This window comes from Thalassospira sp. MIT121401 (genome assembly GCF_047125595.1).
Taxonomy (GTDB): domain Bacteria; phylum Pseudomonadota; class Alphaproteobacteria; order Rhodospirillales; family Thalassospiraceae; genus Thalassospira; species Thalassospira povalilytica.
Genome location: NZ_CP138926.1, coordinates 1,343,488 through 1,356,857, shown reverse-complemented (window position 1 = coordinate 1,356,857; position 13,370 = coordinate 1,343,488). Strand labels below are relative to the sequence as shown.

Below are 13,370 nucleotides of genomic sequence, written 5' to 3'. Positions count from 1 at the left end.
TTTTCTGCGTTTATCGAGAGCAAATTATGGCCATGGATACATCTGATCGTCCCGCTGTCCTTGGAATGCAAAAGGCCAGCTTTGAAACGGCCCAGGGTGTGACACTCCTTAACAACATATCCGTGACTTTTCGTGCAGGCTGCCTGACCGCGGTTGTCGGACATAACGGGTCCGGAAAATCCACCGCACTTAAAATGCTCGCCGGATTGAACAAACCAACAAGTGGGTCTGTCACGCTTGACGGGAATGACGTGGAACAGTTTAGTGCGCGCGAATTTGCCAAAAGCGTTGCCTATCTTGCACAGGACCCGGGGCACGGCGCAGATTATACCGTCGAAGAGCTGATTGCACTTGGACGTTACCCATGGCATGGACCGTTTGGCCGCCTGCGCGAACATGACAAACAAGCTATTGAACGCGCTATCCTTTTGACTGGACTAGGCCCGCTTCGCAAACGCGCGGTCAACACCCTTTCAGGTGGCGAACGCCAAAGGGCCTGGATCGCGGTTACACTTGCACAGCAAGCCCCGTGTCTTTTGCTTGATGAGCCGATTTCCGCATTGGACCTTTCGCATCAATACGAAATCCTGCTTTTACTCGAACAGCTTTGCAAACAGGATGGCCTTTGCATTATTGCGGTCTTGCATGACATCAATCTGGCATCCCGATTTGCCGATCAGATTGTCGCTCTTAAAGGCGGTCATTTGATTGCAGATGCGCCGCCTTCAACAATCATGCAGTCAGACATGCTTCGCACCATCTTTGGTATGGATATGCTGGTGCATCCCCACCCTGCCCACGGGCACCCGATTGCCCTTGCCAATGTGTGATGGGGACAATTTCAATGCATGAAAACCATCGCGCATACTCCAGACGGCTTTTTCTCAAGGGCATTACAGGTGCCTACACCTTCGCAACGCTCGCGCCAATTCTGCCTGCAACCTTCGCACATCCTGCTATGGCGAACATTCTCAAACGGTTGGTCATCGCCGATGGGGCAATTGCTGAAACCGCACTTGCCATGGGGATTATTCCACTGGCCATGGCCGATGTGCCTGGCTATCGCGCCTGGGTTCAGAAGCCGGAAGTTCCGGAAAGCGTCATCAATCTTGGGGCACGCTTTCAACCAAGCCTGGAAAGATTGGCGCAACTTGAGCCTGACCTGATATTGACCAGCAGTTTCTATGCAAACCAGTATGCCAGTCTTTCCGATCTGGCCCCGATTGAGAAAATCGACATTTATGACAGGAAGAAAACACCCTTCCTGAATGCGATGGCAGCGGCACGAAAAATTGCTGACGTTACGGGGCACCCACATGCTGCCGATACACTGATTTCCAATACCCAAAGTCAGATAGATCAGGCGGCCAGCAGGCTGACCACGTCGCGGGCCGGCTCGGTGCTTGTCACCAGCATGCTTTCGCCGCGCCATATGCGCGTCTATGGGCAAAACAGCCTGATGCAGGATGTAATTGATCGACTTCCCATCAAAAATGCCTGGACAGGTCCCACCAATCACTGGGGTTTTGCCACCGTAACAATTGATCAGATCGCGCAATATTCAGACGCAGCTCTCATCGCGATCGAACCGGTTCCCGACACTGTTGACCGTGCCATTCAATATAGCCCGATCCTTTCGGAGCTCCCCTCCATCAAGCGCTTTGGACTGATCACGATGCCACCAGTTGCAACATTTGGCGGGCTCTATGCCGCCGGGCGGTTTGCAGACCTTCTTGCCAGCAGTCTGACAGCCCAAAGTGCAGATCATGGGGAATTCGCATCATGACAAGCCAAGCCATGCGAAGACACCCCATCCAACTAAATGCGGTTCCGGCTGTGCTGTGCATCCTTTCAGCTGTGTTAACCCTGCTGTCGCTCGACATTGAGGTCGGCAGCTTGAACCCGACCGAAATAATCGACCTTGCCACCGGATCCGATACGCGATCATTGTTGCTCACTCAGGGCTGGGTCCCCCGCTTTTTGATTGCGCTTGTCGCGGGTGCCGGGCTTGCGATTGCCGGTGGACTGTTTCAGCACACGTTAAAGAACCCCTTGGCATCGCCGTCTACATTGGGGCTTGCGGGCGGCGCAAAGCTGGCGCTGACACTGGTGACCCTTTATGTGCCAGGCGCACTCGTCATTGGTCAGGATACGATCGCACTGCTGGGCGCCCTCTGTGTCGGATTTCTGGTTTTTGCCTTGGCGCGTCGCAGTGGCTTTTCGCCGTTGATCGTCATCCTGACGGGCATGATCATCGCGCTCTATTGCGGGGCTGTGACAACTGCGCTGGCAATCATCCACCATGAATGGCTCAAAAGTCTTTTTATATGGGGAAGTGGCGACCTTACCCAAGACGGTTGGTATATCCTTGAACCACTGACCGTAAAGGTAATGGTGGGCGCCGCAATTGCAGTTACCCTGGCCCGCCCGCTTGAGATGCTTAATCTCAGTGATCATCAGGCAACAGTCCTTGGCGCATCGCCAGCGCGACTGCGACTGCTATGTCTTTTGATCGGGTGTTGGCTAACGGCGACAATTGTTGCCGCAGTTGGCATCATCGGATTTGTCGGGCTGGCCGGTCCGGCCATCACACGTATGCTTGGCATCAGGCGATTACGAACAAAACTTATGATGTCTGCGGTTTTTGGCGCCTTGCTCTTATGTGCCGCAGACCAGGGCGTGCAGGTTTTATCGGGATATATCGGGACACTGGTACCAGCCGGTGCCCTGACGGGTATTCTGGGTGGCCCGCTTTTGATCATCCTGATCCGGCAACTTCGAAGTGACGCACAACCGCCACAAAACACGATCGCCGTCAGCACAGCTGACCGGGGTCACCTTCGAAACCATTTGCTTGTTCTGACTGGTGTGTTCGTGGTGGTGACGGGTGCGATCTTGATCGGTCGTGACGTTCACGGTGACTGGGAACTTCAATGGAATGGCGCACTTGAAACCGTTTGGCCTTGGCGCGGTCCGCGTATTCTCGGTGCGATGGCAGCCGGGACCATGCTTGCGATTGCGGGTACCGTGCTACAACGCATGACGGCAAACCCGATGGCAAGTCCCGAAAGCCTTGGCGTCAGTGCAGGCGCGGCAATCGGGATGATCGCGATCGTGTTTTCGATGGATGCCCCAACGGCCTGGTTGCAAATAGCGGGCGCAACGATTGGCGCCTTTATCACCTTGGGGGCGATCTTTGCGCTCACCCGCAAGTCCGGCTATGCACCGGAACGAATTTTGATCGCAGGTATAGCGATTAGCGCATTGTTTGACGGATTTATCGCATTTCTGATGGCCGGTGGTGATCCCCGTGCAACACGCCTGCTGGCATGGAGCTCCGGGTCTACTTACGGCCTTGGGTTTGACCGTGCAACGATACTGGCAGGCATCGCGGTTGCCTCCTTGCCCGTCCTGCCAGCCTTTGCCCGTTGGCTTAACCTGTTTCCATTGGGGCCGGTGACAACAAAGTCCCTTGGTGTCGATCTTTCACTCTCGCGCGGGGTGATGTTGCTGTTTGCATCGATCCTTACAGCGGCGGCAACTTTATTGGTCGGCCCCCTAAGCTTTGCGGGTCTGATTGCACCACATCTGGCAAAACTGGCCGGATTGCGTCATGCATTGTCGCATATGATCGGGGCGGCACTGATCGGGGCGGCCTTGATGATCGCTGCTGACTGGCTTGGGCGGATGTTATTCTTCCCCTGGGAAATCCCGGCCGGACTGATGGCGGCCATCATCGCAGGACCAATCATGGTCTGGCTGCTTTTACGCATCGGAAGAGGTGCATCATGATGAACTCGCTTCCCCTCCAGAACGGTTCTGAAAACAACGCTTCTTCTTCCATCGGCGATGCTCCTGTCACCCGCGCACTGTCAAATATCAAGACCGACCTGTTTCAGGGCCCCTATCAGGCGCTCGGTGACCGACATCATATTCTGGCCGCGCAAAGCAACGGAATTGACTGCTTCGCACTTCACGATCCTCAATGTCTCGCACCAATTCTTGATCACTATTGCCGGGCAAAATATCCGGATGATGATCGCCGGGCTGCCATTTCGATGTGGTCACAATGGTATTTCGGAATATTTTTATCCCCGATGCTGGTTATGGCCGCGGCGGGCGAAGTTGTACTGCCATTTCAGCCCGGTTTCGTCAGCCTGAAAACAGATGACAATCAATGCCCTACAGGCTTCGACATTCGAGATTGGCAATTATCTGAAATGAAAGACCAATCAGCTGCACCTGATCCTTGGACACATCTTGAAAGCCTGATTGACGGCCATCTCGAACCGATGGTTGCGTCACTGGCTGCATCGTCAAAGGTCTCACCAAAAGTGTTCTGGTCAAATATCGGTGTTGTTGTTTCTTACGTTGAGAAACATGTCCTGAAAAACACCCGGATATCGCTTGCGCCATTGATCAGCGATGCCAAGCGACCTGATGGCAATCGAAACCCGATGGCAAATCCATATAGCACCAAACAATCCGAGGATGGCAGTCCATCAAGACGCGTCTGTTGCCTTCGCTACCTGCTGACATCCGTCGACATTTGCCCGACCTGCCCGCTGGCAAAGCTTTAGACTTCCATTAGATAGCCTGCCTTCCTGTGGCATAGATCCGCACTGCAGAATTCCTTACTGAGTCTCTGCGAAAATCCCGTCATATGAACAACGGACGGATCTGATGTGCGTCAGATCCGTCCGAATGACAAATGGTGATCGACCCAGTGGAGAGTGCAAACCACGTCCCAGATTTGCAAGTGACTATTATTTTCACTAACGAGCAAACCAACGGAGACACATGGAAATGCATCAAGCGAACCAAACTGATCCACTTCCCAAAGGCCAACTTCAACGACAAGCCTTGCTAACCATTGCCAAAAATCAAGAAGGGAAATTGCGACGCGTGGCGCGATCTATCGTAAAATGCCCCCATCTGGCGGATGACATTGTTCAAGATACCTATGCCAAACTGCTTACAGCAAAGATCGATGACAAGGTCACCACACCAAGTGCCTTCATTACGCGAATTACACGAAACATGGCAATCGACAAGGTCCGCCAAATTACGTTCGAACGCACTCTTTTCGCTGACAGTGACCAAACCGAATTTTGTCCGGCCGGAAACGCCAACTGCCCGGAGGCACGCCTAAGTGGTTGCCAAGCCCTACGCATCATCGAAAATGCATTGAAGGAACTTCCATCGCACGTGCGCACTGCATTTTACCGTCACCGCGTGGATGGTTTCGCACAAAACGCCATAGCAAAGGATATCGGCGTCTCCAAAGCATCTGTTTGCGCATATATCCATCAGGCCGATCAGCGATGCCGTCAGGCTCTTCATAATGTAGAACTGACACGTCCGGCATAATGTTTCGCGATCTGCAGCCTGTTCCCCACGTCGAACAGGCTGCAGATTTCAGTTTGCAATCCCTAGCCCCACGCTTGCACGACGGCACCACCAGCCAGATCACCACTTCCGGCAACCCAGTCAACAATCGGTGGATTTTGATCGAGATTAAAGACGTTCTTGCCTGTCAGTGCATTTACAATCTTGGCACTTCGCCAAGCCATCAGGCTTAATTGAGGCTCAAAGATCCCCAAGTCGATCCTGCCGGCATTTTGAACAAAGATGTTGCGGTCCGATGGTCCATCCCATTGGGCACGGAAATCCGCATCCAGACGGTACGCACCAGACGCCCCCACTTCCAGACGTGAACGCAGTGGCGCCATGAATTCCGGCAATGTCGTTTCATAACCGGTTGCCAGAATCAGCGCATCCGCATCAAAGAACTCGACATCCTGATTGAGCCCGTTCCGGGCAGCAATCCTCATTGCTTCGCCGTCTTGCTGAACCTGAAAGACTTCACGTTGCGGCAGGAGCCGGCCGGCAACATTGCCCTCCTGCAGGTAACGCTGCCGGTATAGCAGTTGATAAATCGACTTGAGCGTCGAAAGCGATGCACCATCACTGGCAAGCTTTTGTCGAGACATCAGATCCTGTTTGCAGGCATCCGGCAAACCTGCGAACACATCGGCATATCCGGGTGTGAAATATTCATTCACAAAAGGAGTATCATCAAGAGGTTCGAAATTGTCGCGCCGCGACAACCAGAGAACTTCTTCAACATCTTTGATGTTGCCACCAAGCAGATACTCAACAAGTTCAGCACCACTCTGCCCACCGCCAATGACGGCAATTCTCTTGCCGCGCAGCTTTGGCAAATTCGACTTTGCCTGACTTGTGTGGAAGCATTTATGCTTGGGCAACTGGCGCGCCCAGGCAGGAACAAATGCAGGCTTGCCGACACCAATGGCAAGATTGTTCGCGACGTAACTTGTATGATCCGTGCGAACCTTAAATTCCTGGCCATCGAACGTGACTTCGCGCACTGAACTGTCAAAGGCCAAACCATCAAGATGGTCTGCAACCCATTTCAGATAAGCTGCGAATTCCCGTCTAGGGACAGCAGCGAAATCGGCGTTCATGAAATCAAGCATGCGTTTCTGGGCGACCATGTAAGACAGGAACGACCATTTGCTGGTCGGATTGGTCAGGGTCACCAAATCTTTCAGAAATGACGTCTGAAGCTCGACACCGGGCAGCATCATATCCGGATGCCAGGCAAATTCTGAACGTTGCTCGAGAAAGATTGAAGACACATCAGCAACCCCGTCGAGCTGCGCAGCAAGACTAAGATTGAAAGGACCAATTCCGATCCCGACAAGATCCAATTTATCCATCGTTCAAGTCCTTCTATTTGCCTGAAAACTTAATATCGGCTGGTTGTGCGAAAGCGCTCGTCAAACGTTTGCCAAACCGCTTGTGGAATGCCGGATCACCGATGATGGTCAAATGATCCGTTCCGGGAATATGTTCAGGGGCCTCGGCAAGACGTGAAAGTGACTGCCAATCAATCAGATCAAGTTTTCGACTGACCGTATCGCCGGCAAGCCATGAAGCAATCGGCACGTCATAGGGCCGAAGCTCGTGACGGCGGAAAACAAGGGCATTATCGATTAACACCCAGAACGTATGTTCGCGCGTGCCAATCCCCGGCCCGTCCGTGGGCAGCCCGAATTCGCTTTTCCCCACAAAATGAACAAACTGCGCATAGGCAAGGTCGTCCATCAGCGCCAAAAGCCGTTCCCATTCTTCGCGCATCCTGGTTTTCTGTAACCAGGCCCGAATGCGCCCTTCAATCTCGGCCCGCTGCCCCGGCTGGAATTTTGGCCGTGCGTTCAGATCAAAATCATCGTCCATGTCACAGACATCGACCATCCCGATCACGCGCAAATCAATTTCGTTGCCCAACATTCGCGCAGCTTCGTATGCAAGCAAACCACCCCAGGACCACCCCAGAAAGGCGCAGGTGCGTCCCTTCGCTTCCCGATAAACCAGCTCTGCATAACGCGAACTGATATCGTTGACCGAAACATCAAGTTCCTGATTGTCTGTAAGCGAGTGGCACATGAAGCCCACAGCGGACTGATCCTCGCCCAGGCTTTTCACCAGCTTCATATATTCGCGTGTGCTGACAAGCAGCCCGGGGAAGCAATAAAGGACTGGCTGATCGGACTTGCCTTGCTGCAAATGCACGATATCCGCGCCCGGCTTGCAGTCAGGCTCAGACAGCGCCAACAAAAAGCTTCGAATGGTCGGAAAGTTGAAAAGATCGGTAATTTCAGCGTTACGTTCAGGAAACTGATCACGAACTTTTGCCAATACACGCAGGGCCGTTATCGAATTCCCGCCGATCTCAAAGAAATTATCGGTCACGCCGATTTCATCAAGACCCAGCGCGGATTTCCAAATTTCCAGCAAAGCGGCCTCGTCGTCATTGGCTGGCTTGGTTATGGCCCCCTCGCGACGCGGCAGCGGCAATTGTGATTTGTCGACCTTATGATTGGCATTAAGCGGCAACATCGTCATTTCGATGATGTAACCAGGCACCATGGCGCTTGGCAGCAGGTCCTGCAAACGCGCACGAACTGACCGCGTATCAACCGATGCTCCGGAACGCGGCACGACATAGGCAATCAGTTCCAACCGCGAAGCAATTTCAGCCGCGATGACGACACAGTTGGCAACATCATCAAAGCCGCGCAAAACTGTTTCAATTTCTGCCGGCTCGATACGATGTCCACGAATTTTAACCTGATCATCGACCCGTCCGGCAAACTGGATCATGCCATCGGGAAGGAACCGGCCCAAGTCACCGCTGCGATACATTCGTGCGTGATCACTGAGCGCAAAATTATCGTGAATGAACAGATCGGCGGTCTTTTCAGGCAAGTTGTTATAGCCACGTGCGACACAATAGCCGCCAAGATGTATCTCACCGATGTCGCCGGGTGCGACCGCGTTGCCATCAGCATCCAGGATATAGGCCCAACGATCTCCGACCGGTCTTCCGATCGGGGCTGTAACGGTTTCACAAAGCCGGTCCTGATCGACACGCCACAACATGGGTGTCATCACGGTTTCCGTCGGACCGTAACCGTTGATCAGATAACGAGAATTGATGGCCCGCGCGATCCGGTTGAAGGTTTCCTTTGGCATCGCTTCACCGCCAAAGGAACAAAGTGTCAGATCAAGAGTCTGACCTTTCTCGCGAAGCCATCCTGCCAACTCATGGACATAGCTGGTCGGAAATGAAGCATGGGTCACGCCATGTTTGCGAATGGCGTTAACCGTGTCTTCCGGCGTCCAAAGCAATTGGTCAGGCAACAAAATACTACCACCTGCCATCAACGGTACGATCCAGCGTTCATGACCGCCATCCGATGAAAATGGAAGAAACGGCAATTCTCGCGAATCTTCATCCATCAGATAGATCGGCCCGGTAGCATTCAGATGGTCAATCAACGGGCCATGATCCACCATGACCCCTTTGGGCTTACCAGTCGAACCGGACGTGTAGATAATATAGGCAAGCTGATCGGCAAGCGGGGCGACGGCAAGGAAATCGGCTTCCGACATGTCAAGCTCATCGACAAGAACAACGTCAAGCGCCTGCTGACCAAGAACCGTCAAATCCCTGCCGGTGGAAACAGCATAACGTGCACCGCAATCTTTCAATACGTGCTGATTTCTGGTCTCGGGGTGCTGTGGGTCCACGGGAACAAAGGCCCCGCCCGCCTTCCAGACACCCAGAATGGCGGCAATCGCCATTGCCGATTTCGGAAGCGCCACAACAACAACATCACCACGCCCGACACCTTTGGCAATCAAGGCGCATGCAATCGCATCTGACGTTTGTTTCAGGCGCTTTCGTGACCAAACCTCATCTGTTGTCAGGATGACCGGGCGGTCGGGATCGTCACTACAAAAACGGTCAATGACTTGATGCGGATATCCCGTCATTCCCCAGGATTCCACCGCCCATGGCAAACCAACAGCATCGTCTGAAATTGAACGAAATCCGGGCTTTGACATCGGTTCGTTTGATGGGTTTAAGGACGCGGCATTTACCGCCTGAGAACCATTCATGGTCGTCTCCACGTTGGCAAAGCAAGTTTCAAGCATTTGCACCGAAGACGAACCGTCGCGCGCCAAGTTCAGAAGTTTCTGCATCTCGAACTGAAAAAATGCACCTGAACTTCGCATCCCCTCATCCGTCCGGACTACAGCGACTTAACGAACCCAACCGGGTTGGAAACTTCGACATCAGGAGATCCGGACATGAATGTCATTGCATTAGAAACGCCAACTCAAAACTCATCCCGAAAACTGGAAATTCCGCACTTTCAGAACGCGGGAAAATGGCGCTCATCAATCGAGAACGGACATATTCAGCTATGTGGTGAAAGTGAAAATCACGACTTCTATTTCACCCTGTCACCAAACCAGATCATCCTTGATGATGTCGCAAGCCTGACATTGAACGTTCTGGATGCCCAGGGTTTGGCTGCCTTGGGCGAGGCGCTTCTGATTGCGCATCCTTCCCGGTCTGAAATCAAACTTCCCCCGCAACTGGACCCGGAATGGACAGCGAACATGGTTCGCAGCGGTTTGATATCTCATTCCAATGACGGCCTTGTTGTCAGTTCACGCAATCTCTATCAATTGACGCTGAACTGGTTGGCTCATCCCGAACGCGACCCTCTCCCGTTGAGTTACATGTCAACCAACGGACGTCGCCATCCAGTCCGTCGTCCAAGTGCCTCGCACACACTTTATGCGCGTTACATCCCCTGGATTGACAAAACAATCCGGTTCGAACGCGCGGATATCCGGCGTCATCTCGGGTGCTTCCATAAATGGATGAACGACCCGCGCGTCGATGTCTTCTGGGAAGAATCCGGCTCAGAGGAAAAGCACAAAGCCTTCATCCAAAGCCGACTGGATGACCCCAGAACCGAACCGCTGATCGGGTATTTCAACGACATCCCGTTCGGGTATTTCGAGCTCTACTGGGCACAAGAAGATCGCCTTGGCGAACATTATGATGCATATGACTTTGATCGCGGCTGGCATGTTGCCATTGGTGAAGAAGCATTTCGCGGCAAGGAATATCTGACCGCATGGCTGCCGTCTCTGATGCATTACATGTTCCTTGATGACCCAAGAACGCAGCGCATTGTTGGCGAACCTGATGCCGGCCACAATCAGCAAATCCGCAATCTTCTGCGTTCGGGCTTTGCCGGCATTAAACAGGTTCGTTTCCCCCACAAGACGTCCCTTCTTGTCATGTTGCTGCGCGAACGCTTCTTTGATGACCGGCTGTATGTTCCGGACTTTGTCCGCGATGAGGATGCTTCCTGATGCGAAAGCGTGCTCTTCCGAACCTGAATGATCCAGCGATCATGCGATTGATCCTGCGACTGGCCCTGCCATCTGTGGCAGGGCTTTCGATCAATGCCATCAATCAGGTCGTCGACGCCTTTTTTGTTTCCCAATATGCACTTAGTGCGATGGCGGGCGTAACTTTATCCATTCCTTGTTTCATGCTGGTCGGTGCAATCGGGCACGGATTGGGTTTGACGGCCTCAACCGAAATCGGTCGCGCTCTTGGCAGGGACAATGTCAATGATGCCGCAAGAAGCGCGTCCCTTGCCTTGGCTTTGGCCATTGGCTTTGGTGTTGCCGTTGCCATCCTGATCACATTGTTTAACGGCCCAATTCTGCATCTGCTCGGTGCGCGCAACGAGGTTTTCACCGAAGCTTCCATTTACATGCGAATTCTCGGGGCTTGCTCTGTGTTGGTGCTGTTGCAGATCGTTTGCGATTTCATTGCAATCGGCGAAGGTAACAGCCGGTTTTCGATGTATACCTTGCTCGGATCGTTTGGTCTGAACATGGTGCTGGACCCGATACTCATCTTCGGATTGGATTTGGGGGTGGCAGGGGCGGCTTGGGCAACGATCATCTCGCAGATCGCGGCCCTTTGTGCGTATGTCTATTACTTCAAAAGACGCCTTGGCCGAATACATCCCGATGTCGGGGCCCTTCGCACACTTTCTTGGCGCAAAGCCCTCATACCGTTTGGGAAGCTTGGCATTCCAGCCAGTACAACCACCATTCTGGCATCAATATGCTTTGCCGTTCTGATGCAGGCCGCCACCACGCATGGCAACGAAGAAGAACTGGCTGGATTGGCCATCTCGTTACGTATCGTGCTTCTTGCCATTCTTCCGATCATCGGCTTTTGCCTGGGTGCGCAACCGATCCTGAGCTACGCTGCGGGTGCAGGTAATCAGGCACGGTTTGAGGCCGTATTTAAGGGCATCCTTCTCTATTGCTCGGGCTTTTCGATGACCTGCGCAGTTATTGCCTTCCTGTTCGGGGACTGGTTGATTGCGGCCTTCGTCAGCAAAGCGGAATTGATCACCTTTGGTGCGCATCTGCTCGATATCCTTGCCATACAAATCGCGTTCGTTGGCATCTATCAGCCAATGGTATCCCGGTTTCAGGCTGCTCACAATGCCCGGCGCGCAGCCATCGTCAGCATGGCACCACAGGGCTACATTCAAATACCGCTAGCTCTATTTTTGCCCATGGCATTTGGCTTGGACGGAATTGTCATGGCACCTGCGCTTGCGGCCGGTCTGACGGCACTCCTTGCTGTTTCTCTGACGTTTTCTGATCGCAAAACACTCTTGATCAAGGAGCTTTCATCATGAACGAGCTGCCTTCAAAGCCACTTCCGCTGCAAGACCACGAGCCCCGGCATCACGGCGCATTTGACCCCAACTACGAGCGCCACTTCCGGGCGGTTTCCCAGCCGATCTATCAAACGTCATTATTTGCATTTCGCGACTTTGACGACATGGCGAATGCCTATGCTGGAAATCCTGGTGGTCCCATCTATGCGCGTGGTGATAACCCCACCGTGATGGCATTTGAACGGGAAATTGCAAGATTGGAAAACACCGAAGCATCCCGCGCCTTTGCAAGCGGGATGGGGGCAATCAGTGCAACTGTCATGGCACTTGTCGAACCGGGAGACCGGATCGTTACCGTTCACAATGTCTATTCCGATGCATATCGACTTTTTGAAACCATGCTCAGACCAATGGGGGTCGCCATCGATTATGTCGATGGCACCAAGACAGATGCCGTAATTGACGCCATTTCAGGTGCAAAACTATTGTTCCTTGAAAGCCCGACGTCTCTGACATTTGAGCTCCAGGACCTGGAAAACCTGGCCCAAGCTGCAAAGCAGAAAAACGTGATCACCGTTATCGACAACTCGTGGGCCACACCGGTTTTTCAGCGCCCGGCCGACCACGGTATCGATCTTGTCATCCATGCCGCATCGAAATTCCTGTCTGGTCACAGCGACACGGTAGCCGGCGTCGTCACCGGGCGAAAGGATCTGATCAACAAAATCAACGGTTCAACCTTCCCCTATCTCGGCGGGAAACTCGGTCCGTTTGAAGCATGGCTTTTGCTCCGCGGCCTCGACACACTTGAGCTGCGCATGCAACGACACGCTCAAACCGGCGAGTATTTGGCCACAAGCCTGACCCAGCACCCTAAGGTTTCCCAAGTGCTCTATACCGGGTTCAGTGACCATTCCGGAAAACGCACATTACATGGCCATTCAAGCCTGTTTTCCATCATTCTTGATAAGACGGTCGACATTCGGAATTTCAGCAACGCCCTTCGAACATTCAGGTTAGGCGTAAGTTGGGGGGGACCTGAAAGTCTGGTCGTTCCTGCGGCTGCTGTACTGCACCAGAAATATGAAATCAGTGCGTTTCGTCATTTCCAGCTGGATCCGCAACTTGTGCGCATTTACTGCGGGCTGGAAAACCCGTCTGACCTTCTCGCAGATTTAAAACAGGCAATCGATGCCGGGGTAACCAGTTAAGGCCACGGCCTTGGCCAACTCTCGTAACAATTAAAGGGCGCCAAACTGGCGC

General features: G+C 53.1%; 10 protein-coding genes. 8 read left to right on the top strand and 2 right to left on the bottom strand.

The features are described from left to right. Positions 1 to 32: 32 nt before the first annotated feature. The 5 genes from SIB88_RS06170 (at position 33) to SIB88_RS06150 (ending at position 5,370) form a co-directional block, all read left to right on the top strand. On the top strand, positions 33 to 830 hold the full coding sequence (locus SIB88_RS06170; RefSeq protein WP_412557630.1) for an ABC transporter ATP-binding protein: 798 nt from the start codon (positions 33 to 35) through the stop codon (positions 828 to 830). A gap of 128 nt (positions 831 to 958) precedes the next feature. Further along, positions 959 to 1,786 carry an ABC transporter substrate-binding protein gene (locus SIB88_RS06165; protein ID WP_412557629.1) on the top strand — a complete coding sequence of 276 codons (828 nt, stop codon included), beginning with the start codon at positions 959 to 961 and terminating at the stop codon, positions 1,784 to 1,786. Further along, positions 1,783 to 3,792, top strand: coding sequence for a Fe(3+)-hydroxamate ABC transporter permease FhuB (gene fhuB, locus SIB88_RS06160; protein WP_412557628.1), 2,010 nt, complete (start codon positions 1,783 to 1,785; stop codon positions 3,790 to 3,792). Before SIB88_RS06165 ends, fhuB begins: the two co-directional genes overlap by 4 nt. Further along, positions 3,789 to 4,580: a siderophore-iron reductase FhuF gene (gene fhuF, locus SIB88_RS06155; protein ID WP_412557627.1), complete on the top strand. Its 792-nt coding sequence runs from the start codon at positions 3,789 to 3,791 to the stop codon at positions 4,578 to 4,580. The genes fhuB and fhuF overlap by 4 nt, the downstream gene beginning before the upstream one ends. Positions 4,581 to 4,800: 220 nt before the next feature. Beyond that, complete coding sequence (locus SIB88_RS06150) at positions 4,801 to 5,370, top strand: sigma-70 family RNA polymerase sigma factor (RefSeq protein ID WP_412557626.1); 570 nt, start codon at positions 4,801 to 4,803, stop codon at positions 5,368 to 5,370. 62 nt (positions 5,371 to 5,432) lie between these two features. On the opposite strand, the gene SIB88_RS06145 is transcribed toward SIB88_RS06150, so the two are convergent. After that, positions 5,433 to 6,743 (bottom strand): lysine N(6)-hydroxylase/L-ornithine N(5)-oxygenase family protein, encoded by a 1,311-nt coding sequence (locus SIB88_RS06145; RefSeq protein ID WP_412557625.1) that lies wholly within the window; start codon positions 6,741 to 6,743, stop codon positions 5,433 to 5,435. Positions 6,744 to 6,756: 13 nt separating this feature from the next. Next, positions 6,757 to 9,366: an amino acid adenylation domain-containing protein gene (locus SIB88_RS06140; protein ID WP_412557624.1), complete on the bottom strand. Its 2,610-nt coding sequence runs from the start codon at positions 9,364 to 9,366 to the stop codon at positions 6,757 to 6,759. A gap of 318 nt (positions 9,367 to 9,684) precedes the next feature. Between SIB88_RS06140 and SIB88_RS06135 the strand changes: the two genes are divergently transcribed. The 3 genes from SIB88_RS06135 to SIB88_RS06125 all read left to right on the top strand — a co-directional run bounded on the left by SIB88_RS06135 (position 9,685) and on the right by SIB88_RS06125 (position 13,318). Continuing rightward, the gene (locus SIB88_RS06135) at positions 9,685 to 10,767 is read left to right on the top strand and encodes a GNAT family N-acetyltransferase (RefSeq protein WP_412557623.1); all 1,083 of its coding nucleotides are present in this window, start codon (positions 9,685 to 9,687) and stop codon (positions 10,765 to 10,767) included. Positions 10,768 to 10,841: 74 nt separating this feature from the next. Continuing rightward, positions 10,842 to 12,125 (top strand): MATE family efflux transporter, encoded by a 1,284-nt coding sequence (locus SIB88_RS06130; protein WP_412565934.1) that lies wholly within the window; start codon positions 10,842 to 10,844, stop codon positions 12,123 to 12,125. Further along, on the top strand, positions 12,122 to 13,318 hold the full coding sequence (locus SIB88_RS06125) for an aminotransferase class I/II-fold pyridoxal phosphate-dependent enzyme (RefSeq protein WP_412557621.1): 1,197 nt from the start codon (positions 12,122 to 12,124) through the stop codon (positions 13,316 to 13,318). The genes SIB88_RS06130 and SIB88_RS06125 overlap by 4 nt, the downstream gene beginning before the upstream one ends. Positions 13,319 to 13,370: the final 52 nt, after the last annotated feature.

Coding starts and splice junctions, on each gene's coding strand:
- SIB88_RS06170 (WP_412557630.1), top strand. CDS start 33: ATGGATACATCTGATCGTCCCGCTGTCCTTGGAATGCAAAAGGCCAGC.
- SIB88_RS06165 (WP_412557629.1), top strand. CDS start 959: ATGGCGAACATTCTCAAACGGTTGGTCATCGCCGATGGGGCAATTGCT.
- fhuB (WP_412557628.1), top strand. CDS start 1,783: ATGACAAGCCAAGCCATGCGAAGACACCCCATCCAACTAAATGCGGTT.
- fhuF (WP_412557627.1), top strand. CDS start 3,789: ATGATGAACTCGCTTCCCCTCCAGAACGGTTCTGAAAACAACGCTTCT.
- SIB88_RS06150 (WP_412557626.1), top strand. CDS start 4,801: ATGGAAATGCATCAAGCGAACCAAACTGATCCACTTCCCAAAGGCCAA.
- SIB88_RS06145 (WP_412557625.1), bottom strand. CDS start 6,743: ATGGATAAATTGGATCTTGTCGGGATCGGAATTGGTCCTTTCAATCTT.
- SIB88_RS06140 (WP_412557624.1), bottom strand. CDS start 9,366: ATGACGGGATATCCGCATCAAGTCATTGACCGTTTTTGTAGTGACGAT.
- SIB88_RS06135 (WP_412557623.1), top strand. CDS start 9,685: ATGAATGTCATTGCATTAGAAACGCCAACTCAAAACTCATCCCGAAAA.
- SIB88_RS06125 (WP_412557621.1), top strand. CDS start 12,122: ATGAACGAGCTGCCTTCAAAGCCACTTCCGCTGCAAGACCACGAGCCC.